Source organism: Chitinophaga pinensis (assembly GCF_007896845.1).
Classification (GTDB): domain Bacteria; phylum Bacteroidota; class Bacteroidia; order Chitinophagales; family Chitinophagaceae; genus Chitinophaga; species Chitinophaga pinensis_C.
Genome location: NZ_VOHS01000005.1, coordinates 73,996 through 95,333 on the forward strand (window position 1 = coordinate 73,996; position 21,338 = coordinate 95,333).

Annotated in this window: 20 protein-coding genes; 7 read left to right on the top strand and 13 right to left on the bottom strand. The window is 44.7% G+C overall.

Annotated elements, in window-relative coordinates; translation table 11 throughout:
• Window positions 1–21: 21 nt before the first annotated feature.
• Window positions 22–1,743, bottom strand: a complete 1,722-nt coding sequence (locus FEF09_RS06720) for an alpha-keto acid decarboxylase family protein (RefSeq protein WP_146304410.1) — start codon at window positions 1,741–1,743, stop codon at window positions 22–24.
• Window positions 1,744–2,039: 296 nt separating this feature from the next.
• The gene (locus FEF09_RS06725; protein WP_146304411.1) at window positions 2,040–3,062 is read right to left on the bottom strand and encodes a metallophosphoesterase; all 1,023 of its coding nucleotides are present in this window, start codon (window positions 3,060–3,062) and stop codon (window positions 2,040–2,042) included.
• A 120-nt stretch (window positions 3,063–3,182) separates the two neighbouring features.
• Here FEF09_RS06725 and FEF09_RS06730 point away from each other — a divergent pair, with 120 nt between their 5' ends.
• Entirely contained in the window at window positions 3,183–4,055 is an 873-nt protein-coding gene (locus tag FEF09_RS06730; RefSeq protein ID WP_146304412.1) for a TIGR02452 family protein, read from the top strand.
• A 217-nt stretch (window positions 4,056–4,272) separates the two neighbouring features.
• On the opposite strand, the gene FEF09_RS31385 is transcribed toward FEF09_RS06730, so the two are convergent.
• Both FEF09_RS31385 and FEF09_RS06740 read right to left on the bottom strand, forming a co-directional pair.
• Window positions 4,273–4,668 (bottom strand): transposase, encoded by a 396-nt coding sequence (locus FEF09_RS31385; RefSeq protein WP_409994847.1) that lies wholly within the window; start codon window positions 4,666–4,668, stop codon window positions 4,273–4,275.
• Window positions 4,669–5,320: 652 nt separating this feature from the next.
• Window positions 5,321–5,584 carry a hypothetical protein gene (locus tag FEF09_RS06740; protein ID WP_146304414.1) on the bottom strand — a complete coding sequence of 88 codons (264 nt, stop codon included), beginning with the start codon at window positions 5,582–5,584 and terminating at the stop codon, window positions 5,321–5,323.
• A 201-nt stretch (window positions 5,585–5,785) separates the two neighbouring features.
• On the opposite strand from FEF09_RS06740, the gene FEF09_RS32780 reads away from it, so the two are divergent.
• The 5 genes from FEF09_RS32780 to FEF09_RS06750 all read left to right on the top strand — a co-directional run bounded on the left by FEF09_RS32780 (window position 5,786) and on the right by FEF09_RS06750 (window position 10,152).
• Window positions 5,786–6,160 (top strand): hypothetical protein, encoded by a 375-nt coding sequence (locus FEF09_RS32780; protein ID WP_261387375.1) that lies wholly within the window; start codon window positions 5,786–5,788, stop codon window positions 6,158–6,160.
• 58 nt (window positions 6,161–6,218) lie between these two features.
• Complete coding sequence (locus FEF09_RS32785) at window positions 6,219–6,458, top strand: hypothetical protein (RefSeq protein ID WP_261387376.1); 240 nt, start codon at window positions 6,219–6,221, stop codon at window positions 6,456–6,458.
• A gap of 180 nt (window positions 6,459–6,638) precedes the next feature.
• Window positions 6,639–7,508, top strand: coding sequence for a discoidin domain-containing protein (locus FEF09_RS32790; protein ID WP_261387377.1), 870 nt, complete (start codon window positions 6,639–6,641; stop codon window positions 7,506–7,508).
• A gap of 245 nt (window positions 7,509–7,753) precedes the next feature.
• Entirely contained in the window at window positions 7,754–8,176 is a 423-nt protein-coding gene (locus tag FEF09_RS32795; protein ID WP_261387378.1) for a hypothetical protein, read from the top strand.
• Window positions 8,098–10,152 (top strand): glycoside hydrolase family 2 protein, encoded by a 2,055-nt coding sequence (locus tag FEF09_RS06750; RefSeq protein ID WP_261387379.1) that lies wholly within the window; start codon window positions 8,098–8,100, stop codon window positions 10,150–10,152. The genes FEF09_RS32795 and FEF09_RS06750 overlap by 79 nt, the downstream gene beginning before the upstream one ends.
• A 131-nt stretch (window positions 10,153–10,283) precedes the next feature.
• Here FEF09_RS06750 and FEF09_RS06755 read toward each other — a convergent pair whose 3' ends face one another.
• From FEF09_RS06755 to lysA, 4 genes are all read right to left on the bottom strand, one after another.
• Window positions 10,284–10,826 (bottom strand): DUF1349 domain-containing protein, encoded by a 543-nt coding sequence (locus FEF09_RS06755; protein WP_146304415.1) that lies wholly within the window; start codon window positions 10,824–10,826, stop codon window positions 10,284–10,286.
• A gap of 203 nt (window positions 10,827–11,029) precedes the next feature.
• On the bottom strand, window positions 11,030–11,863 hold the full coding sequence (locus FEF09_RS06760; RefSeq protein WP_186774226.1) for a DUF4846 domain-containing protein: 834 nt from the start codon (window positions 11,861–11,863) through the stop codon (window positions 11,030–11,032).
• Between the two features lie 113 nt (window positions 11,864–11,976).
• Window positions 11,977–12,630 carry a suppressor of fused domain protein gene (locus FEF09_RS06765; RefSeq protein WP_146304417.1) on the bottom strand — a complete coding sequence of 218 codons (654 nt, stop codon included), beginning with the start codon at window positions 12,628–12,630 and terminating at the stop codon, window positions 11,977–11,979.
• A 33-nt stretch (window positions 12,631–12,663) separates the two neighbouring features.
• Window positions 12,664–13,971 (bottom strand): diaminopimelate decarboxylase, encoded by a 1,308-nt coding sequence (gene lysA, locus FEF09_RS06770; RefSeq protein ID WP_146304418.1) that lies wholly within the window; start codon window positions 13,969–13,971, stop codon window positions 12,664–12,666.
• Between the two features lie 102 nt (window positions 13,972–14,073).
• On the opposite strand from lysA, the gene FEF09_RS06775 reads away from it, so the two are divergent.
• Complete coding sequence (locus FEF09_RS06775; protein WP_146304419.1) at window positions 14,074–14,376, top strand: ArsR/SmtB family transcription factor; 303 nt, start codon at window positions 14,074–14,076, stop codon at window positions 14,374–14,376.
• Window positions 14,377–14,468: 92 nt separating this feature from the next.
• Here the strand turns inward: FEF09_RS06775 and FEF09_RS06780 are convergent, their stop codons facing one another.
• The 5 genes from FEF09_RS06780 to FEF09_RS06800 all read right to left on the bottom strand — a co-directional run bounded on the left by FEF09_RS06780 (window position 14,469) and on the right by FEF09_RS06800 (window position 21,317).
• Window positions 14,469–16,724 (bottom strand): GH92 family glycosyl hydrolase, encoded by a 2,256-nt coding sequence (locus tag FEF09_RS06780; protein ID WP_146304420.1) that lies wholly within the window; start codon window positions 16,722–16,724, stop codon window positions 14,469–14,471.
• A 94-nt stretch (window positions 16,725–16,818) separates the two neighbouring features.
• Window positions 16,819–17,397 carry a collagen-like protein gene (locus FEF09_RS06785; RefSeq protein WP_146304421.1) on the bottom strand — a complete coding sequence of 193 codons (579 nt, stop codon included), beginning with the start codon at window positions 17,395–17,397 and terminating at the stop codon, window positions 16,819–16,821.
• Window positions 17,398–17,489: 92 nt separating this feature from the next.
• Window positions 17,490–18,527: a type IX secretion system membrane protein PorP/SprF gene (locus tag FEF09_RS06790; protein WP_146304422.1), complete on the bottom strand. Its 1,038-nt coding sequence runs from the start codon at window positions 18,525–18,527 to the stop codon at window positions 17,490–17,492.
• A 3-nt stretch (window positions 18,528–18,530) separates the two neighbouring features.
• On the bottom strand, window positions 18,531–20,291 hold the full coding sequence (locus FEF09_RS06795; RefSeq protein ID WP_146304423.1) for an OmpA family protein: 1,761 nt from the start codon (window positions 20,289–20,291) through the stop codon (window positions 18,531–18,533).
• Between the two features lie 18 nt (window positions 20,292–20,309).
• A complete protein-coding gene (locus FEF09_RS06800) occupies window positions 20,310–21,317 on the bottom strand; it encodes a PorP/SprF family type IX secretion system membrane protein (RefSeq protein ID WP_146304424.1) in 1,008 nt (335 codons plus the stop codon).
• Between the last annotated feature and the right edge of the window lie 21 nt (window positions 21,318–21,338).

Here is a 21,338-nt window from a genome sequence, read left to right on the forward strand (position 1 = left end):
AGGAAATGTGAGATAGATTTTTTAAGGTTCGAGGCCAAGACGACGCATCTGTCCCGGCAGGTCTTTCTGAGGAATAACGACTTCTACCAGTGCAGGCTGATTCTGTATTCCGGCGATGACAGGGAGCAGATCTTCCAGTTCTTTTACGGTAGTAACCCGGAAGCCTTGTGCACCAAAGGCCTGTGCAAGCGCGAGATAATCCCATTTAGGCAAGAGATCGAACGTATCGAATTTGTGTTCCGGACCGGGTTTAAACGCATCCATATTCACGTATACCTGTTCGATAGCATATACCGCATTGCTCATTACAAATATGACTGCATTGAGATTGTTTCTTGCCAATGTGGATAATGACTGGCATACCGTCATAAAGCCGCCATCACCTGCCACAGCCCATGACCTTTTACCACTGCCCAGCTGTGCCCCGGTGGTTGCACCGGTTTCATAACCGATGATCTGCCATGCTGCGGAGGAGAGGAAACTGTTTTGCGGTAATCCATAAGCATTAGTGGCAACATACATCGCGGAACTGATACCAAATGTCCAGACGATATCCTGCAGCATATTCCCCTCATGCAGGAATTTCATAGTGTGCTGGAAGAAACGGTTGTAGGTGAGTACTTCAGGAGTTGCATCAAAAACAGGATCTGAATTAGAGATCCATGGTTCCGGATAACGCGGTGGAGGCGGCGCTATTACATCCAGCGGATAAGGGGCTCCATGTGCTTTAAAACGTTCGATCAGTGCACGCATGAAATCTTCCATGGTCACCTCTTCATAAATAAAGTAACCCACTCTTACCAGTTCAGTAGTAGCCAGTACCATATCCGCATACTTATTCTCTATAAACCACAGATAGTCGTCTGTGATAATAGTGCCCAGTGTCAGGAAACAATCTGACTCTGCCACCAGATTGCGTACACTTTCAATGGAAGCCTGATCTGAATAAGTACCGATAAATTTCTCACCACCTTCATCCAGCACTGTTTTACCCAGACTGGTCGTGGTGTAGAGATAACCGCTGACGTCAATCAGTTCCTGTAAAAGCGGTGAAAGTCCGTGGCGTAATACTTCTACGCCTGCAAAGATCAATGGCTTCTGTGCAGCTGTCAGCTGTGCCCATGCAGTACTGACTGCATTCTCCAGTGCCAGTGGTTCACTTTCAAATCTGATCGCTTCCAGTGGTGTTTCTGAGGGACGTACGCAAGGTTCTCCCCATACTTCTTTGTAACACTCAATAAATACCGGCCGCTTATAAGTCAGAGCAGCCACTATCAGACGATCAATCTTTTCTCCTGCACCTGCAGAAGTGCTCAGCGTTTCTGAAGCAACCGTTACCTGACCGTATACTTCCTGATCAGCAGCAAGATTGCCGGTTGAGTGATGATACAAAACGTCATACATCTTTGTGATCTGTCTGGCATCTGCTCCGGGTGTTGCAGAAATAACCACAACAGGGCTCCGCTCTACATAGGCGCCACCGATTGCGTTCAATGCAATAAAGGTACTTACTCCATATTGCAGGGATACAGCTGCCAGTCCGCGGGTACGGCCGTATGCATCCGCGGCATACGCAGCATCCAGTTCGTTGATTGCCCCCACGGCATTCACACCGGGGAAATGCTCTAATGTTTGTGTGAAGTGCTTTACATAATCGCCGGGGATCTGGAAAACTTCTGTAACATTCAATTGTCTAAGCCGGGTTAATAAATAATCCGCAACGGTAAATGTTTCGTTTTGCATGAGTCGTGGTTTATGATGATCTTTCGAGGAATACTATGGGCAATAGCAAACATGCCCGGGCATATCAGCCCGGCAACCTGAAACAATAAGATTATTTTTACCAGTTATTGAATTCCACAGCAAAAAACACGAAGCACCGCAGTGCGGTTACATCGTCAGTTCAAATGAGAGTTGATTTGATTAATTCCCTTGAGGTCGATTTTGAGTATAGTATAGATTATTCTGAGTCGTTGTGATTATGATCCCACAAACTGAAATTATGGCAAATTTGTTTAAAAACAAAAAACATCGCTCTATTACTTATTGTCTGATAATGACATTCCAAGAGCAGCTGCCAATGCTGTTATCTTAGCCGGCGTATTCAGACTCTTTTCCAGATCAGCAATGTTCAGATTACCTGCCCTGCTTTTGAACAGGTATGTTTTGAATACATACTGATTGGCTACAACTGAGAACTGCCCGCCGTGTGTATCAGTCAACTGTGTCACGAATGCATCTATAGCTGTTATTAACGCCGGATACGTCGCTGATAAACCGGCAGACCATTCCGCAATGGCGGACAAATACTCTTTCACTTCCGGTACCTCTATATAAGCCAGTTTATCCAGTTGTTTCTGTATGTTTTCAAAGGTCATGTTTTCCCAATCCTTCGACTTTAATACCGGTATCTGCCAGATGGCCTGTTCTTCTTCCCAGTAATCGCGCTCCACTTTCACCTGATGCATGATGAACCCCGGCAATTCTATTGCAGTAAGATAACCCGCATGACAGGCTCCGGTATCAATCCCCCATGTGTTGTTCTTTATTTCAGGTAATGCGCCTGTCACATGATGACCATAAATCAATGGTTTATTACCCTGATAGCGGTTGACCCACTCCGGCGCTTCCCCATATTTCTTCTCCAGATAACGATCTCCGGCGGTAGATCCACATAAGACCTCTTCCCGCTGGGCGGCCAAAGGGATATTATGTTCAAATGCGGCATGTACGATAATAGCTTCGGGTGTCTCATGAAAATACGCCAGTGTAGCACACCATTCCAGAAATGCAGTGTATGTATCTCCGAATTGCAGTTTCACGATTTCCTGTGCATAACTCAACACCCCGTTCAGGTGTTTGCGTTCATGGTTGCCCATCAGCACTTTACTGTTTGGTCTGTTCCTAAAGTATTCATATACCTCGCGGGATTTTCCCCCACGATCCACAATATCTCCTACGGAGAGTAACAGGTCCTCTGACTGTAATCCCATCAGATCAGTCAGTTGTATCAGTTCATCATAACAACCATGAATATCTCCTACGACGAATGTGCGGCTCATATTGCAGTATAGGGTAAGGTTAGCGGCTGAAAATTACACCTTTCACGAAAAATAATTTGTCTGTTTCAGGAAAAAGATTTCTCTTTGTGTCGAATTAACGCAAAGTAAAATTAACCCACTATGAACAAAAATGAAAGAGTGGCGATCGCTTATGAGACCGTGGATATTTTAAACACGGGTCGGTATAGCAACCCTGAGAAAGAGCTGGTAGATATCAGTGCGGCACTGCAATACACAGTGGATAACACCATTCATTATACCCCCGATGATTTTGAAAATGTGCTGATTGCGAGAGACAAACTGTTGCAGACACCGGTTGCGGACACCTGCACATTTGAAGTAACAGCCGAAACGACTTTTGGCGCTGCGGCCAGACTGATACAACAGGAAGGAGAAGAAGACGTGTGTTGCCTGAATTTCGCTTCTGCGAAGAATCCGGGCGGCGGTTTTCTGGGTGGCGCACAAGCACAGGAAGAGAGTCTGGCAAGGGCAAGCGGATTGTATGCATCTCTGAAAGCCAAACCTGCTATGTATTACTTCAATCGCGCAGAAGGCAATCTGTTGTATTCGGATCATATGATCTATTCCCCCCTGGTACCCGTATTCAGAGATGATAATGATCAGCTGATTGAACAGCCCTATCATGTGTCAATTATTACTTCTCCGGCTGTCAACCGGGGCGCGCTGATTGAAAATCAGCCGAATAATGCACACCGCATAGAAGCAGTGATGCTGGAACGGATTGAGAAGCTGTTGTCTGTCGCAGTTATGAATAAACAAAGCACCCTGATCCTTGGCGCCTGGGGCTGTGGTGTATTTAGAAACAAAACGACAGATGTGGCTGCATGGTTTGCCCATCATCTGTTGCATAATGAAGCTTTCAGACATGCCTTCAAAAGAGTGGTTTTTGCTATTTACGATCCATCGGAGAAAAAGCAAAGCAAAGACGCTTTCGTAAAAGAGTTCAGCCGTCCTTTCACCCCTGTTGTTTAACCCCTGTCTTCCGGAGTGGATGTCAGCGGCATCCCCAAAAAGGTGTATCGTGTCAATCCCGATACACCTTTTTTTATATAGCGCTATTAGTTTGATTGTCTTGTCCTGATATAGGTTTACGGTTTGGGTGAGATAATCCGTTTGAATTTTACAATATTAAAATATAATCCTGGAAAAGTTTTTTTGCTGATTTTAGTCCTGGATCTGGTTTACAGTATCAACTGTTAATCCTGATTCGGGACTCTTTTTTTTTATTTCGCCATCTTCTCACTAATTCTCCTTGTTTTGCATGTGCCTGATTTGGAGTCAGGTAATCACAACTGGTATGAGGCCTCTGGTCATTGTAGATATGGATAGACTCTGCTACCACAGCTACCACAGTCTCATAGTTTTTAAATAACCTGTCCAGGGCAAATTCTGTCTTTAATATACCATTTACACGCTCAGCAATAGCATTTTCATAAGGATTACCTTTTTCGGCCATACTAACTTTTATTTTACTATCATGAAGTAGCTTAATATAGCCATTACTACAATACTGAGAACCCCTGTCAGAGTGATGAATCAGGCTATGATTTCCAGGCGTGTTTATGGACGCCAAAGCCATTTTCAAAGCTTCAGCAGGCCCTTCGGCAGCCAGTGATAAATGCAGGCAATGACCAACTATTTTCTTGAATAAGCATCCGTTATCAGGCTCAAATAACAGAACTTGGAACCCACCAAACGTAGATACGTGATATCACTGACCCATACCTGGTTGGCCCGGTCCAGATTCAACTCTTTAATCAGATTTGGGTACTTTTTGAAGGGATGATTAGAATCAGTAGTCTGTACTTTTTTTCGTTTTCTTTTACGGAGGAGCATTCCATTTTCAGCCAACAGATTAAAAAAACGATCCCTACCTAATTTGATTTTATGATGTTGAAGAGTTTGTGATAATATTCGATGCAGTTTTTTAGTACCCAATTGTTTTGTGAAGCTCTGATTTGTACCGCTTTTTCAAGAACGATAGCCATTTCAAGAGCAGATTGATGATTAATATTTTTTGCTTATAAAAAGCTTGTCTGCTTTTACCAAACAGTCCGCAAATATTACCCAAATGTTTATCAGGATAATGTTCCTTTACTCTGCAGACGGTTTGGTACCAGGCTTTTTTTGGATCTCAATATTAAATTGATCTTCAGCCACTTCAATCATTGTCTGAAAAGCAAATGCCTTCATATTGGCATGATCCAGCTTTCTACGCAGCTCTTCATTTTGCTTTTTTAAGGCCTCAAATTCTTTTTTTCCTGTTCTGTCATAGCGGTACCTTTTATAGGTTTTTCCAAAGTAGTTTGCCTAAGTTCGGAAGAAAAAAGGGAGTACCAATAAGCTACTTGTGATTTTGTAATCTTATAACGAGCAGCCACCTGGCTCATGCTTTGGTCCCCAGCCATATATTCGGCTACAACTTTATTCATGAATGACTGCTCATATTGAAATTGCATTCCTAGACGACCCTTACGTCCCTCATTGTTTGAATTTTGCATGTTTTACACTTTTTAAGGTGTAAACCTATTTCAGGATCATACAGATGCCGCTTTGATATTAGTTATCCTACGTTCATCCTACGTTCATGAACGTAGGATGAACGTAGGATAACTAATATCAAATAAAGATCAGAGCGGAAATCAATCTTACCACGTGGCACCATTTTTCTTAATTTTATTACTGTATCAAAAGGGCTGGTTATGAAAAACACAATATACCTCATTTCCCTGCTTTGCCTCTTCACTACAGTACATGCCCAACAACATACCTACTGCAACCCCATCAATATTGACTATGGTTTTACGCCTATTCCCAACTTTTCTGAAGCCGGGCGGCACCGGGCGACTGCAGATCCTGTCATTACTTTATTCAAAGGTGATTATTACCTGTTTTCCACCAACCAATGGGGATATTGGTGGAGCAGTGATCTATCTGACTGGCATTTCGTGCCCCGGAAGTTCCTCAAACCCTGGCACAAAGTCTATGATGAATTATGTGCGCCTGCGGTCTTTGTTTTGGAGATACACTACTGGTCATCGGATCGACCTATGAAAAGAATTTCCCTATCTGGATGAGTACGCATCCCCGGACGGATAACTGGACAGAAGCCGTAGATTCATTCCGTGCCGGCGCATGGGACCCTGCCTTTTTCTGGACGATGATAATCGCCTGTATCTCTATCATGGTTCAAGCAATACCTATCCACTTTATGGTCAGGAAGTAGACCGGCATGCCCTTCAACCGATCGGAGCACGCCATGATCTTATTAAACTGCATGATGACGAACATGGATGGGAACGTTTCGGAGAATATAATGACAATAATTTCATGTCCCTTTATGGAAGGTGCATGGATGAACAAACACAATGGTAAGTACTACCTGCAATATGGCGCTCCGGCACTGAATTCAGCGGTTATGCAGATGGCGTATACATCAGTGACCATCCACTGGGACCTTTTACTTATCAATCACACAACCCTTTCAGTTATAAACCGGGTGGATTTGCACGGGAGCAGGACACGGTGCTACTTTTCAGGATAAAACAATAATTGGTGGCATGTGTCAACCATGTAGTGAATGTGAAGAATAACTTCGAAAGACGGATCGGGATATGGCCTGCCGGATTTGATAAAGATGATATACTCTATTGTAATACCGCCTTCGGCGATTATCCACATTATCTTCCGGGAGAACAGAAAAGCGGACAGTTTACCGGCTGGATGCTGCTAAATTATCAACACCCGGTATCTGTCTCTTCCACGTATGGTGCTTTTGCTGCGAATAATGCAGTGGACGAAAACATTAAAACATATTGGTGTGCCGCGACTGCCAATGCCGGTGAATGGATACAGACAGACCTCGGAGAAATTGCGACTGTCCACGCCATACAGATCAATTATGCGGATCAGGATGCAGACATTCTGGGCAAACGGACCGACATCTATCATCAATATCGTTTATGGCATTCTACAGATGGGAAAAACTGGCAGTTGTTACACGACAAAAGCCGGAACAGGAAAGATGTACCACATGACTATGTTGAATTCACAAAGCCTGTTAAAACCCGGTATATCAAACTGGAGAATATTCATATGGCGAATGGAAAATTTGCTATCAGCGGACTAAGGGTATTCGGTAAAGGAAATGGTACTACGCCTGCAGATGTTAAGCAATTTATGGTCTTACGTCAGCAATCAGACAAGCGAAATGCATGGCTGAAATGGTTTCCTGCTGATGATGCCTATGCTTATAACATCTACTATGGTATTGCCCCTGACAAGTTATATAATAGCATTATGGTATATGATGCCAGTGAGTACTACCTAAAAGCACTTGATAAACAAATCACCTATTATTTTACGATTGAATCCCTCAATAAAAATGGGGTAAGCAAAAGGAGCCCCGTGATTAAAATTGAGTGATTATCAATCGTTTTCATCAAATTTTCAGTATCTTTGTCACTCGAAAGACCAGAAAAGTTAAAACCAAACAATCGCATCCGCAGGCAGGACAACGAATTCGCACGTTACTATTTCAGCAATAAATACTTATTAATGTTATACCTCAACGATGATCTTTTATCTAACGCAGCGTAATCGATTACACTGAGGGCGGAAGCGAGATTCCACAACAACTAAAATCAATTAACAACCAATCAATTACAGCAATGAATCTGATTAAGACTGCTAGTGTATGTTTCTTAAGTGTCGCGCTTGGTCAGGGCGTTATGGCGCAGACCGGCTGGAAAGCACAGTCCGCTACAATCAAAACCCGTTGGGCACAGGAAGTCTCCCCAACCAATGCCCTTCCGGAGTATCCCCGTCCACAGATGGTGCGTGAGAACTGGCAAAACCTCAATGGCCTGTGGCAATACACCATTACCCCAAAAGACGCCGCTATGCCTTCCGCTTTTGGCGATCAGATACTTGTGCCATTTCCTATCGAATCGGCCCTGTCAGGTGTAAAAAAGCCACTGCTGCCTACGCAGCATCTTTGGTATAAACGCACTTTGTGCAGGCACCACTCAAAGATGGAGAACATGTCTTATTACATTTTGGCGCCGTTGACTGGCAGGCCACTGTCTATGTAAACGGTAAAGAAACAGGTACACACGCTGGTGGTTATCAGTCCTTCTCTCAGGATATTACTGCTGCACTCAAAGACGGAGAAAACGAAATTATTGTCAAGGTATATGATCCTACCAGTGAAGGCGTTGGCCCGCATGGTAAACAGGTCCTGAACCCCGCTAATATCTATTATACCCCTTCTTCCGGTATCTGGCAGACTGTATGGGTGGAAACTGTGCCTGCTGCCTATATCGCAGACTTAACACTCACTCCTGACGTAGACAAAAACGTGCTGAATGTGAGTGTAAATGCGCCGGCAGGTACTAATGTAGAACTGATCGCCAGTGATAATGGCACCGAAGTCAGTAAAATAAAAGGTAAAGCAGGCAGCCTGCTAAAACTGCCTGTAAAGAACGCAAAACTCTGGTCTCCTGCCAGCCCTTTCCTGTATGATCTTACAGTGAAACTGAGCAAAGGAAACAAGACAGTAGACGAAGTAAAAAGCTACTTCGGTATGCGTAAAATTGCTATCCAGAAAGATGAAAAAGGTGTGGACCGTATCTTCCTGAATAACAAACCTTACTTCAATCTTGGTACACTGGATCAGGGTTTCTGGCCGGACGGACTCTATACCGCTCCTACAGACAATGCCCTGAAATTCGATATCGAAGCTATTAAAGCGATGGGCTTTAACACCATCCGTAAACATATCAAAGTAGAACCGGCACGCTGGTATTATCATACTGATAAACTGGGTATGCTGGTGTGGCAGGACTTCGTGAATCCTAATCAGGGATTACCGGAAGGTGCTAAAGCGGAATATGAAAAAGAAACCAAAGAAACGCTGGAGCAACTGCACAACTATCCCTCTATCACTACATGGGTGATCTTTAACGAAAAATGGGGTGCTTATGATCAGCAGCGCATCACTGAATGGGTGAAAAGTGCAGATCCTTCCCGTATCGTAAACGGTCACTCCGGCGAAATGCTGTATGTGAATGAACAACTGCGCAGCCCCTCTCCTAATGCATGGGTAAGTGCAGATATGACCGATGTACACTCCTATCCTGACCCGATGAATGCACCTGCAGAACCGGGCAAGGCAAGGGTATTGGGTGAATTCGGCGGTATCGGTGTATTTATTCCTGAGCACCAGTGGAATACTGGCAGCGCATGGGGATATATACAGGAAAAACCAGCAGCACTGGCAGCCAAATATACCATCATGAATCAGCACCTGAAATTGCTGGAAGCAGATGGATTATCCGGCTCTATCTATACACAGCCTTTTGATGTGGAAGGTGAGCAGAATGGTCTGTTAACCTATGACCGTGAGGTAGTGAAGATCCCATTTGAACAGATGCGCAATATTCATGCGTCACTAAACCCGGATCTGGGTACTGTGCCACAGGTAACTGCCATGAATGCAGATCTGACTGATCCGGTAGTTGCATATAGCAAAATGCTGCAGGAATATGTAGGTGGCCGCCGGGATGTGTCATTCCTGTTCAACCTGGCCATGATGGCAAAACAGGCGGGTGACAAAACAGGTGCTAATCTGGCCGGCAGTGCTTATATCGCTTCATTACAGGCCCCTTATTCCCCTGAACAGCTGGATCTGATCCTTCAGTTCACCAACAGTACAAAAGACAAAGGCTTTGCCGTATTACAGCAACAATTGCAATCCAGTAATTCTCAGTTAGAGAAAAGACCAGTTACCGTGAAGCTCATGAATATCGTGTTTAAAGACGTTATCGACCCTGTATTGCAGAAGAGCACAGACCCTGACTGGTCAGCTATTGCCAATAGCATCAAACCTTACGGCGATCCGGGTGAAGAAATCTATCTACGCGCAAAAACAGTCTATACTTTCAATAAACAGGATTGGTCTAACTACGCATCTGCAGCTAATACCTATCTGGAAAAATATGGACAGAACATTCCTGAACAGGAAAGAAATATGTTCCGTCAGGCTATTGACAATAATAAAAACCAATAATCATTAAAAGACAGTGGTTGCCTTGTATAATCTGCCTGTTATAGTAATATAGCGGGCAGTTATCTCAGGTTGATCATTAAACGACAACAACAGAAAAGGGCTGGTTCTTCGAACACAGCCCTTTTTATTTATCAACTCCTGATTTCTTTTACCTGAAAATCTTCAAATACCACCTCAAACGATTCCTTACCCGGAGCCGCTGCCACTACACCAATACCTGCTGCTACATCAGGGGGAAAATACGCGAGTCGCAGCATTTCGTATTGCACCCCGTCAAAAGAGTATTTTATTTCCACATAGTCGCCTTTTCTTAGTAATGTAAGCCAGATAGCAGCCGGGCTATCATGCCGCGGTACAACAGACCAGTCAGATACTTCACGGGTAACAACAGCGCTTACATTCTGCACGCCATCGACATATTCAATCCCGGTTTTAATCCAGTTCTTTTCGTCAATACGTATCATTAAACCAGCCTGATGAAACAGTTCTTTATACTGTCCGCTGATCTTTACACTGGCTTCAAAATCCCCTGTAATTTCTTTATAGTAAAAAGGACCATTATCACGGATAAAACCATAGTGTGTGATCCGCCAATAGTCGGTATCGGGTTCAATGGTACAGCTGAGTTTCTCTTCATTACCTGACCAGTTTCCGGGTTCATTATTCCACTTCATGGGATTGATTTGAGCAAATAAAAAAGTTGGTAAATAATAGAAAGGAATGGGTTACATCATTGCAAATATTCAAATTTACCTGAACTGCAAAAGCAGTCATCGTATGCCAATAAAAGTATTTATTCACAAAAAGCCGGCAGGCATGCTGATGTGTGGATCAGCAGCCTGACCGGCATTGCATGGTATAGGGAGTGACAATCTTATCAGAACCTCATTAGCTGGTTCCAGTCAAAAATCCATTCGGGTGTATTGAGTAATTTTCCGCCGTTATATTGATACCAGGGATTTTCATTACTGGCTGGATTTTGTAGTATGTGGATATCCTGTGCAGGCATATAACTCTGTGCCAGCAGAAAGGTCTTTTGACCTGCATGATTGACACCGATATCCATTACGATCACTGCATGACCGGGAGAGCCTCCACGGATAAACACATCACCGATATTGATGGCAGCAGGACTATTGACATTATTCAATTCTTTACTGAGTGATAAGGTCCCGGCATAAGAAAAAACCGTCTGCAGGAACTCTGCAAAACAAGCGTCTCCCTGACCGGGCTTCGCTATCAGTTGCTTTTGTAAACGCCCTTTTTTTACAGGAAAACGATAACCTTTCATCCAGCTGCTATAGTCCATCAATGTACCATCCGTAGCATGGAAAGCTATTTTCGCATACTGACGGGATGCATACAAATATTCTGCATATAAACGTATCACAGCATCTGCACATTGCTGCAGATCTTTCTTACCAACAGAGATGTCGAGTACAGCATATTGTGCCGTCTGATTCCTTTTTTTCTCTCCGTTATACAGATACACCGTATTATCTGCTTTTAAAGGAATCGTTCTGAGCCATTCACCAAAGGATCCTTTTGCGACAGGCTCTCTTTTAAAACCCGGCGGCAAGGGCAGTTGCCCTACTGTTTTATAGTGCACAGCAGATATAGCATGCGGTGCTTTAGCCTGCAGATATTGCCAGGACAGTACAACGACTGCGGTAACAAACATGGCCACAAAGGCCCAGGATAAATACTTCAAGGCAACAACGTTTCTATTAGGATGCAGGAAACAATGGAATTCCATAAACAGGTGTTAACATTTTCTTTAACACCCTGCAAAAAAAAAGCCCGCTTTTCAGCGGGCCCTTTCAATTAGTCTGCTCTGTCGAGGTCAGTTATCAACAGTGGATTATACTCCCGCATTTCATCGATCAGTCTTTCGACTTCACTGGTTTGCGGTTTAGCCAGCAACCTTTCTACTTCTTTCTTTGTCAGACCTACCATCTGCAGGAAGGTCACTTCACCGTGCGGTGTACTGATCACACCCAGTTCCGGATCAGGGACAAATGCCAGTCCTACTATATCCGTTGCCGTGTCTAGTCTGATCGGTCCGTTTGCAGGTACAAAATGGTAAGGTTCAAACCAACGCTCGCTTTTGTATACATAGCGGGCAAGGTTATTCATCATCCGGATCGCCCATCCGGGATCACCTTCATCGTCTGCATACGGTTTTAACCGGAAGGTAAATTCGAAACCCCATTTACTGAATTCCTTACCTGCCTGTTCTTCATCATAATACAACTGCGACATGCCATAGCTGATGAGATGCAGGTGCTTCACCTGTTTCTCGCTGTCATAGATGCTGGTACCGTCAATAGGATCTTCTCCCCCGACCATGAAATGTAAAGACGGCGCATAGTGCCTTGGTTCCTGTTCAGGATAAATGCTGTCCAGCTGTTTGTCAATGGCCAGCCAGCCCACGGCATCATCTGCAGTGAACAGTTTACTGTACTCTTCCTTTGTCATAGGTGATTAACATTTAACAATTGGTGATTAACATTACAGTTCGTGTCTGATCATTTTTCTCACCAGATCCTGCTGGGTTTCACGTTCTCTGATGATATATACTTTGTCTTGATCGATCATTACTTCAGCGGGTCTCACATGCAGGTTATAATTACTGGCCATTACCATCCCATAGGCGCCTACGGTGAATACTGCCACATAATCTCCCTGCTGTAACGGCGGCAAAGGACGTTCTTTGGCCAGATAATCAGATGACTCACAGATGGGTCCTACCACATCATAGGTAGTCAGCCCTTCCTGCTGTACCGGATAGTTCCTGTTTGCCAGCAAGTGTTGTGCTTCCGGTTTTACCGGCCATATGAAATGGAAGGCATTGTACATCGCAGGACGGATCAGTTCTGTCATACCGGCATCCAGTATCGCGATTTGTTTATCGCCGGACTGTTTTACATATAATACTTTCGTCACAAGGATCGCCGTATTCGCAGAAATGGACCTTCCCGGTTCGAGGATGATCTTAAATCCTTCATGCTTCACATAAGGTTCCAGCAGCTTAATGATCGGACCGGCAAAACTCTCCCAAGAGAAGTTATCGTTATCCACATAATTGGCAGGGAACCCTCCACCGATATTCAATACTTTCAGGATAATATTCTTCTGCTTCAGAGACTCCGTCAGACTGACCATCTTACGGATCACTTCCTCATAAAATGTATAGGAAGATATTGGTGAACCGATATGACAATGCAGACCTTTTATTTTTACATATGGATGGTCCGCATTCTCTTCTACCAGTGCTTCCACATTCGCGTAATCAATGCCGAACTTCGCCCCTTTATAACCAGTGCGGGTCTTCTCGTTTGTCTTCTCATCAGTTATATCCGGCTGTATGCGGATCAATACACTCACCTCTCTTTTCAGGTCTCCTGCGAGCTCCTGTATTCTTGCCAGCTCCTGTTCTGATTCGATATTGATATAGCCAACTTCACTCATGATGGCATCAGTGATCTCTTCATCAGATTTACCTACACCTGCAAACACCACCTTAGAGAGATCGGCGTTGCTCTGTTTTACCACAAACAGCTCTCCCCCGCTCACGATATCCATACCAGCACCTAAAGCTGCCAGTTCGTTCAGCAGGTGAACATTGTTACTTGATTTTACCGAAAAACAGATTACAGGATCCAGCTTCTCAAAAGCACCATAAATCTTCTTATAATGCAACCTGAGTGTGTTCGCAGAATACAGGTAAAAAGGAGTCGGAAGGCCTTTGGCCGGCAGGCTGTCTACGGGAACATCCTCGCAATACAGTACGCCATTCTTATATTGAAACAGATCCATAAAAAATTATCTATAAAACATTAAGATAGCAGAAATTATTGTTATGAAAACATTATAAAATCGCTACGACTAAAAATCGGAGAATTCCGATACCTTTGTAATATGGATCAAGTAGACGTTTTTAAGGCCTTATCCAACAAAAAGAGGCTCGAAATATTAGCCTGGCTGAAGGAACCGGAAAAGCATTTCCCGAAACAGGAATGTGGTGAATTTGCGAAAACAGGTGTATGTGTGGGACACATTCAGCAGAAATCAGGACTGACACAATCCACCGTGTCAGAATACCTGTCTTTATTACAGCGGGCTAATCTGCTGATAGCAACCCGTTTAGGGCAATGGACCCATTATAAGCGGAATGAAGAGGCGATCAGGAAACTGGCCCTTCATATTCAGGATGAGCTTTAATTCGTCAGATATATCTTATTTCAATTATAAAACAAAGAAGCCTGATCAGATCGATCAGGCTTCTTTGTTTTTATTATCCAATAATCCAATATTTACTTTGCAGCAGGGCTGTAATTGAGGGAAGATGGCGGCGTTGCCTGCGCACCTGTACCCCATTGTTTATTAGGCGATTCACCCATTACCAGTTCCAGCACGCCACCTTTCAGCAGGTCTTCATGTGTAAACCACGGCACGTTGAGCGGCTGACCATTCAGCGTAGCACGCTGGATATATTTTTTAGTAGCAGAGCTACCCGGCGCTGATACAGTAAATGTCTTACCATTAGACAGTTTAATCGTGATTTCTGAGAATACCGGGCTACCGATATTATATACCGGAATACCGGGTGTTACCGGACAGAAACCCATCATGGAGAATACCACAAATGCGGTCATACCACCACCATCTTCATCACCCGGAATACCAAACAGGTTATCTGTATACCATGTATCCAGCAGCATACGGATACGTTTCTGTGTTTTCCATGGTGCGCCTGTGTAGTTGTACAGGTAAGGAATGTGGAAACTTGGTTCATTTCCCATTACGAACTGTCCTACCATACCAGTAGCATCCGGGAAGGTGTACCAGAGGCTGTATTTACTACGGCCGAGGTTTTCACGGAATAACTGATCCAGTTTTTCTTCTGCTTTCGCTTTACCACCCATCAGATCAAATAATCCGGACAGGTCATGTTTCACATCCCAGTTATAAGTGTAAGCATTGTTTTCTGTGAAATAGTCACGTCCACCCTGTCCGCCGGAGAACTTAGGATCAAAAGGCTCTATCCAGTTACCTTCAGCATCTTTCGGCCACATAAAGCCTTTATCTGCACGGTATACATTTTTGTAGTTAGCGGCACGTTTCAGGAACAGAGGTACATCTTCCGGATGACCAGCTGCTTTTGCCAGTTGCGCGATACACCAGTCATCATAGCTGTTTTCCAGTGTTACGGCTACTGCCTGACGGCGCTCAAAATCGTGCACTTCTTTCACGGTTTCTTTTTCATCCGGTTTCAGGGATGGCATATAACCGTGTTCTGTATAGAAGGCATCGAGGGAAGTGGCAGGACCATTTCTCCATGGCAACAAAGTAGCCTGTAAGGAGTTCTTTTTCAGCCCTTCGTATGCTTTTGCGATATCGAAATTACGTACGCCTTTAAACCATGCATCCGCCATCCATGCAGCTGCGTGGTTGCCAGTCATACAAGGCATGTCTCCATGTGCTACTGCGAATGAAGGCATCCAGCCGCTCTGCTCATACATATCCACATAAGAGCGGATCTTATCAGCTTCCATCTCAGGATTTAACAGTGTTTGCAGAGGTTCCAGTGCGATATAGGTATCCCACAGCCAGTTATCCACATAGAAAGGCTTATCGGAGGTATGTACTTTATGATCGTAGGCGCTGTAGTACTGACCGTACTCGTTGATATTCACCATTCTCTCATAAGCGCGGTACAGGGAAGTATAAAATACCCTCTTTTGCGCATCAGTGCCACCTTTTACGTTGATCTGACCCAGCACTTTATTCCATGCGGCTGCGCCTTTGATAACGAGAGGTGAGATATTCCACAGAGGAATTTCTTTTTTCAGGTTGGCTTTTGCCTGTTCAACGCTGATAAAGGAAACACCGTAACGTACGGCTACTTTCTGCGGACTATTACCCAGTGCAGCAAACAGGTGCTGCTTCTTATCTCCGCGATATTCAGTACCGGTGATATCAGCGTTCACTTCCGCATAAAAATAGGCGCTCATACCATTGAAGGTTTCCCGGCCACTGATAGCACGTTTACCATCTACGGTCAGGTCACCATCACGATTGAGGATACTTAATCTCAGGTAATGTGGTGCATTAGCGGCGAAATTAACTTCGAAGTATCCGCTGTGTGCTGCGGGCGCAAATGTTATCTCGTCAGTATCATCCAGATATGCAGAATATTTGCAAGGTGATACCTTTTCCCGGTCATATACACGCGAACGCTTCCAGTTTTCGGTATTTACCTCTCCGGAGAGTGGCATAAAGCCAAAAAGGCTTTGCTGACGATGGGAGGCTATTGTCAGTGGGAAAAAGTCGATCTGATCTTCCAGCTGATCTTTACGGGAAGGGAATACCCTCACCATACTGTTAGGCAGATACATGGCGGGCCTCGTAGGCTCCAGTATCAAGCCCACACTACCTATAGTGGGGTCTACATAAGTCAAATTTCCTGTGGGGCTCCAGAGGTTGCTTGCCCCCATCTGAGCCAGACCTGACGTGGTAATTCCTAAGAATAACATGGCTGTACTTATCAAGTACCTGTTTCTTTTCATTAGATTCCTTTTTGCATGATAGGACAGGTAAAGTACAAATGAAAAAAGAGACTCCAAAGCCGGAGTCTCTTTTTTATGTCCTTTTTACTATTTCTTAGTCTTTCAGGTGCAGATAAGCTTTTACCTGTTTGTAGTCATTCCAGTCGATACCAGCGGCTTTACGGGCTTCAGCACCACCGGGAATGATAACATATCTGTATTGCTGATATTTTGCAGTACCGTCTGTGAAGGTGTTGAACGGACCATTTGCCAGCAACGTGATCAGACCAGTGGAAAAAGACGGGCTGATAGTAGCGCCGGTAACCGGGCTAACATATGGCAAAGGCGCGATATCTTTCTCTGCATCAGAATAAGTATTGATAAATACTCTTACATCACCGGTAGACAGGATCTCGTCAGTGATCTTTTCGGCTTCAATCTGTGCGCCGAAGAAAATAGTATCCAGCACACCATTACCGTTGTCATCTGTTTCTTCTTTTACAGCAGTGAAGGTTACATCCAGCCAGTCAGAATAAAGAATACCGGAAGTACCATCTTTACCGGGCGTACCGGCAGGACCTGCTGCACCAGTATCCCCTTTTGCGCCCGCAGGACCAGCTTCACCATCTTTACCACATGCACCGAAGAAAATAATACCGCATAACATTAAAGCATACAAAGACATCTTTCTCATGTTTCGATTTAGGTTTTTGAATTTTAAGTTAAAGTGATTGAAATATCTCCATCAAATAGTTTCCGTTAAAGCAGCTGCATGCTGCATAAGATTTACCACATATTACGCGGACACAGATCCGCAAAGCGATTCCCGATCATAATACCCAGGACAATTTCATGAGAACCATGACTGGCTATGTTCAGTCCGGAAGTTGTATAGTCATAAGAATACCCGATGTTAAAAGTGGCATTCACATTAATCCCTACCATCGCAGCAATACCATCATTATAGCGGTAAGATCCTCCTACCCATATGCGATCACGGTATTGCAGCTTCGCATTGACATCAAAGCTCACCGGCAATGCCGTTACATATTTGATCATAACTGAAGGCAGCAGACTCACCTCTTCATTCACCCACAGGCGGTATCCCGCGGTTGCAAATAAATGCGGCACCAGTTTGCCTCTATAGACACTGTCTCCTTTCACCTGACCATTATCAAAACCAATTCCTGAAGGCACAACATTCTGGGCGGAAATACCGGCAAAGTATTGCGCGGAATAGAGATACAGCCCTGCACTCACGTCAGGTCTCCACCTCCCTAACACAGTACTGGAAGCAATCGCCGGATCTGAAGGATTCTGAAACTGTAAAGCCGTAGCATCCAGAGAAATGCATTGCGCACCCACACTGATACCGGCACTCAGACTGGTACCCGGTGCTATCCCGATATGATGTGCATAAGTACCGCTGACTGAAAAGCGGCTCAGTGGACCCGTCTTATCATTCAGGATAGTAAACCCCGCACCGGCATGTGAAGGAGGCGCTGTATAGGTTTCCCAATAGGCCTTTCCACGGGGATTAGACCCTTCCGGATTAAACCCTGTTGCAGAAGCCTGCGGATAGTCTGTTTTACGCAAAGGACCATGTACGGTCAGGTAGGTCGTTACCGGACTTCCATTCACACCTGTCCACTGATGACGGTGACTCGCCTTTACATCCCAATAGTTCTCTATCCCCGCTACAGCAGGATTAATGATAAACGTGTTCAGTACATACTGTGTATAGTGTGGTTGCTGTTGCGCCAATACCTGTACCGGCCATGCCAGTACAAGTATTATCGCTGTTATCATGCCCTTCAGCTGCATACGCTACTGTTTTAAGATCCTCAGTTCGATACGTCTGTTCAGTCTTCTGCCTTCCGGATTATCTGTTCCGTCAGGGTTCGTATTAGGTGCTACCGGTTTAGTGGCACCGTATCCTTTGTATTGTAAACGTTGCTTGTCGATACCTTTTTCCACCAGATAAGCCACACAGTTCAGTGCGCGTTTTTCTGACAGTTGCTGGTTGTATGCAGCAGAACCGGTATTATCCGTATGTGCACTGATCTCTATTTCCATCTGCGGATGATCTTTCAGTAAAGCCACCAATTTATCCAATGCCGGATGAGAGGCAGGTGTCAGGATAAACTCGTTCAGTTCGTAGTAGATCTCCTGCATGGTAATGGCTGTATTCGCCGGCGCATTCAGAATCGTATCTGCAAGCGTTGGCGGAGGGGTAACCGCTACTACCGGCTCTTCTTTCACAGGCGGTGGCGGTGGTGCCAGATGCAGACTGAATAATTCCAGACAACATTCGGCGGAACGGTCCGAAGAAAACCATGCATCTTCCAAAATGTATTCAGACTTACTGCGGCTGAAGAAATACATATCATCTTTTACATCATTCACCGGATAACCGAAGTTGACAGGTGTGTCCCATTTAGTCAGGTTGCCTTTTGCATAGTAAAGGTCAAAACCTCCCATGCCTGTCCGGCCATTGCTGGCAAACACCAACGTGCCGGAAGCAGGATGGAAGAAGGGAGCCTCTTCATCTGAAGAAGTATTAATGGCTGGTCCAAGATTTTGAACAGACAATGGTTTACCCGAAGCATCCAGTTCAGCGCTCCACAGATCATATCCTCCAAGTCCTCCTGCCCTGTCACTCGCAAACAACAAATGACGACCATCCGGCATGATAAAAGGTTGTTGTGCATTGGCGCCTGCCACGTTGATCATCGCATCCAGTTTCACTGGTTCACTCCACTTATCCCCTTCTTTACGACTGGTATAGATGGCGGCTGACTTCTTCGCATCTGCTGTTGTCCATTGTGTGAGGTACATAACATTACCATCTGCAGAGATACTGATCGCACCCTGATGCGTCTTTGTTGTCTGCGGAACACCAGCGCGGGCGGTAACAGCAACAGTATCTTTTGCCAGATAGATGCGGTTCGTGTAATTGGATTCTTTGGTAGATGTATATAATAACTGATCACCTGCCCATACAGGCGCATAAGAAGCGCCGCCGGCATTCAGCGCGGCGGACGCTTTTCTTATATGGTAATCGGACTGCTCTTTTTTCTGTAGCTGCTCGCGGATAAAAGGCAGGTTACGCAGTTCCTGCGCGGCAGCAGTACTGTAAGTATCCTGTTTATCATAGCGGGACAGGAAATCTTTGAATGCAGCTTCAGCGGCATCATATCTTGCCAGTGAACGCAAACTTTCTCCGTAATAATAAGCTGCCAGTGGAAAACGGCTGCTATCAGCGGCTACTACTTTTGCAAACAGGGGCGCTGCCTTTTCATAATCATGTAAGTGACGATAACTGTCTCCCAGCTGGTAGGCTGCCAGTACTTCATCTGCAGAAGGTGCAGGCTTTGTTGTTCCACCGGGTGCTGTATAAGGACTATATCCATCTTTAGCAGGAGACTTAGTATTCACCGCCAGATACTTTTCATAGTACATGGAAGCTGAATAATAATCTGCCTGTTTGTAATAGCTGTCCGCAGCTCTTAAATAACTTACTTTATGTTGTGCCCATGCCAGCTGCATAGCGGCCAGACCTATGACTGTCAGAAATACTTTCTTCATGTTGTAATCATTTTTTCTTTATAACCTTGGACAAACGAAATCACCCGCTGGTGTTTTCACTGATTTCCGGCCAATGAATGATAAAGAGAGTTCGAAGCTGTTATTACCTCTCGTAATCTTACCGAGATCAGAAGAGTTGACATCGTAGCTCAATCCGAGCATAAAGCTTTTGTAGCTTACACCGGTATATACAGAGAAGGCGTCTTTTAAACGATAGTTCGCACCCAGCATCACATCTGTTTCAGCAGCAACTGTGTATTGTCCATAAGCACCCAACATCTTCTCAGAAGCAGCACCTTGTTTCATATACAATACGTTTGGTGTGAGACTGAACAGTTCAGAGATCATCACTCTTACACCGGCATGTGCAGTGGTACGCATAGGTATGCGGGCATCACCGGTAGTACTGAACTGATCACTGGGTTTATTCAGGTGCATGACAGAGAATCCACCATAGAGGTTATATTTCTTACCCGGCAGTGCATCGTAATACAACACACCTGCGCCGGCATCAAAAGCTGCAGCAGTTGTTTTATTGAACATATCATTGGTGGCCTGTCCGGGGTTGTAACCGGTGATAGGATTCCATTGATCACCAAAGTGCAATTTAGCCGGATCAAATCTGCGCTGAATAAGCCCCATCTGAATACCGAAGACCACCCTATGTTGTTCAAATGCACCAAAGCGGACACCCGTATAAGAAGCGCTACCATAAGCAGTTGTATAGTTATAGCCACCGTCACCCGCCTTCTGGTTTAACACACTGGCGCCGAAGTTGATATTATTATTCGTCTTCACTTCTCCTGCAATACCATAGGTTTTGAAAGGACTGCTCACGCTTCCCCACTGAGAACGATAGATGGCAGATACGCGATAATCCCCATCAAACACACCTGTCAGGGCAGGGTTCAACCATGCCGGATACACATAGTAACCGGAGAAGTGCGGGTCGGATTGCGCCTGCAGCTTTTTACCGGTCAGGCCCACTAAGCACAGCATCAACAATGCTTTGGTAAAAGTTCTCATGATGTCAGCTTTTTTTATTGA

Excerpts from the sequence above, each read along its gene's own strand:
- FEF09_RS06720 (WP_146304410.1), bottom strand. The coding sequence starts at position 1,743 with ATGCAAAACGAAACATTTACCGTTGCGGATTATTTATTAACCCGGCTT.
- FEF09_RS06725 (WP_146304411.1), bottom strand. The coding sequence starts at position 3,062 with ATGAGCCGCACATTCGTCGTAGGAGATATTCATGGTTGTTATGATGAA.
- FEF09_RS06730 (WP_146304412.1), top strand. The coding sequence starts at position 3,183 with ATGAACAAAAATGAAAGAGTGGCGATCGCTTATGAGACCGTGGATATT.
- FEF09_RS06740 (WP_146304414.1), bottom strand. The coding sequence starts at position 5,584 with ATGCAAAATTCAAACAATGAGGGACGTAAGGGTCGTCTAGGAATGCAA.
- FEF09_RS32780 (WP_261387375.1), top strand. The coding sequence starts at position 5,786 with ATGAAAAACACAATATACCTCATTTCCCTGCTTTGCCTCTTCACTACA.
- FEF09_RS32785 (WP_261387376.1), top strand. The coding sequence starts at position 6,219 with ATGGGACCCTGCCTTTTTCTGGACGATGATAATCGCCTGTATCTCTAT.
- FEF09_RS32795 (WP_261387378.1), top strand. The coding sequence starts at position 7,754 with ATGAATCTGATTAAGACTGCTAGTGTATGTTTCTTAAGTGTCGCGCTT.
- FEF09_RS06755 (WP_146304415.1), bottom strand. The coding sequence starts at position 10,826 with ATGAAGTGGAATAATGAACCCGGAAACTGGTCAGGTAATGAAGAGAAA.
- FEF09_RS06765 (WP_146304417.1), bottom strand. The coding sequence starts at position 12,630 with ATGACAAAGGAAGAGTACAGTAAACTGTTCACTGCAGATGATGCCGTG.
- lysA (WP_146304418.1), bottom strand. The coding sequence starts at position 13,971 with ATGGATCTGTTTCAATATAAGAATGGCGTACTGTATTGCGAGGATGTT.
- FEF09_RS06775 (WP_146304419.1), top strand. The coding sequence starts at position 14,074 with ATGGATCAAGTAGACGTTTTTAAGGCCTTATCCAACAAAAAGAGGCTC.
- FEF09_RS06780 (WP_146304420.1), bottom strand. The coding sequence starts at position 16,724 with ATGAAAAGAAACAGGTACTTGATAAGTACAGCCATGTTATTCTTAGGA.
- FEF09_RS06785 (WP_146304421.1), bottom strand. The coding sequence starts at position 17,397 with ATGAGAAAGATGTCTTTGTATGCTTTAATGTTATGCGGTATTATTTTC.
- FEF09_RS06790 (WP_146304422.1), bottom strand. The coding sequence starts at position 18,527 with ATGCAGCTGAAGGGCATGATAACAGCGATAATACTTGTACTGGCATGG.
- FEF09_RS06795 (WP_146304423.1), bottom strand. The coding sequence starts at position 20,291 with ATGAAGAAAGTATTTCTGACAGTCATAGGTCTGGCCGCTATGCAGCTG.
- FEF09_RS06800 (WP_146304424.1), bottom strand. The coding sequence starts at position 21,317 with ATGAGAACTTTTACCAAAGCATTGTTGATGCTGTGCTTAGTGGGCCTG.